The organism is Paenibacillus sp. OSY-SE, assembly GCF_000283315.1.
In the GTDB taxonomy this organism is placed as follows: domain Bacteria; phylum Bacillota; class Bacilli; order Paenibacillales; family Paenibacillaceae; genus Paenibacillus_B; species Paenibacillus_B profundus.
Genome location: NZ_ALKF01000095.1, coordinates 1 through 2,086, shown reverse-complemented (window position 1 = coordinate 2,086; position 2,086 = coordinate 1). Strand labels below are relative to the sequence as shown.

The window sequence follows — 2,086 nt, the reverse complement described above, 5'->3', positions numbered from 1 at the left end:
CTTTCGACAAGGGCGTCAAGATGTCGTCGATCTTCGACCGTGAACCGGATGTCGATTTGTCCGTGAAGGTCTTCGGATCGGAACTTTACTTCTTGTCGATGAGTCAGAACATTCCCGCCACACCCGCTGACCTCATCAAGCTGTTCGCCTCGGAATTCAGCAAGGGTGTCGACTCGTTGAAGAACTTCCAGTACAACTTTGAGAACCACGCACTCTGGCTTGACGCTGAGATCGTTTACCCAACCGCACTTGGTCTGCCGTTCAAGTTGACCAGCACTGGATCGTCCGCTGTCAAGGTCGACCTTCAAGGCTCGATTGACGTCAAGCAAATCATCGACAACCCAATGAACTCCAAGGTCAACCTCCAGTTCAGCCCAACCGCCAACATTTTCATCTCCGGCCAGCTTGGATTCGGCGCCTACGCCTACGAAACTGCATTGGAAGTCTCAGGAACCATCTACACAAACACCGGTGCTAACACAACTATCGAGATTCAAGGCGGCAGGAACGTCGTCATTACTTCAGTGCCAACAGTGCAGGATCAATACGTCATCGACTTGACCCACCAGATCTCCACCGTTTCGCAAGAAAGCGGCCGTGAAGTCGTCAAGGTTCCAGTCAAGTTCAAGAGTGTAATTGACCGCGAAACTGAGCTGTGCTTCGATCAAGTCGAGTTCATGACTGGTTTCACTTTCTGCACTTATGTCAACTACACTCCAATGAACATCACAGAAAACGCACACTGGCCGTTGCATGGAAACAACAAGATCAACATCCGTCTGGAGATGGTCGATGCAATCACGTTCCGTGGTGAATTTGATGATAAGGATCCTGCCAGCCCCGGCGTCAACTTCTACTATAACACACCAAAGGGCGGAAAGGAGCGCTTAACAGCCCTGAAACTTCTGTCAAGCTTCAAGCCCGATCACTTCATGGGTGGATTCGATCTTTCGGTGCCGGTGCAAGCCAACAGTCCGTTCAAGATCGATGCCGCCGCCGGTTTTGTCAACCAGGACAACGAGAAGAAACTTTACTTCAGCGGCAACTACTTGGGCGGAAGCTACAAGTACGATATTGGATTCAAGCGCAACGGCAAAGAAATCGTCCCGATTCTCAAGTTGAACAGCGATTTGACATACTTGGATGGCAAGATCATCGAAGAAAAGACCGCAAACGGTGTCAAGTACACTCTCAGGCAAGTCAAGTTCGGAAAAGACTCCTTCGTCACTGTCGTTGATGGTTACATCGAAGTCAACGGACCAAAAATCAGCGCCAACCTGAAATTCCAACAAGGATCAAACACCGTCACTGTTGTCGGAGCCGTCGGCTACCAGCAAGGCCAACTCGAGAGTGATCTGCTGCTGACCAGCCCGCAATACGCGATGGCCAACGGAAAACTCGTCTACGCAGCCAAGTTCACCGACAAAAACGTAGGCAACGATTTGACCATCATCTGGGACAAGGATTTGAACACAAAGACCAACAAGCTCGAGTGGAACCAGTTCGCCGACTGGAGTGACAAGGAATTGATCAAGATGAAGAACGGATTGAAGCTTGGAAAGTTCAACGCAGCCAGTCGCTTGAACGGCGAGTTTGGAAAAAAAATTATCAACGTCGACGCTGGTCTCGAATACAACAACCAAAAGGCTGAATTCACGTTGGACAACAAGTACAGCCAGAAAGCACCGCATGACTATGAGACTTCAATGTATGCTGTTGCCAACCAAAAATCTGTTCTTCTTGAAATGAAACGCGAAATTGAAGGCGAAGCTTCCAAACTTACAAACAAATTGGAACTTTCAACTGGATTGAAGATTGAACTGAACGGAAAGGTTGCCCACAAGTTTGAAACCACCAACGCTGATGTTTCCCTGCAAGGTATCTTCGTGCCTGGACACAAGAAAGACCAAACAAAAGCCAGCTTCGTTCTCAAGAACACTGACAAGGAACATTCCACGTCATCCAAGGTCACCGTTGGCAAAAACGAGTTCTCCAACTGGGAATCCAAATTGACCTATGGCAACCAAATGGTCGGAACATTGAAGGGATCAGTCAGCGACACAATCACTGTTGATGGTAATTTCCA

General features: G+C 48.7%; 1 protein-coding gene. It reads left to right on the top strand.

The features are described from left to right. On the top strand, positions 1-2,086 hold a 2,086-nt coding region (locus tag A372_RS32760), incomplete at both ends, for an open beta-sheet domain-containing protein (protein ID WP_036702797.1).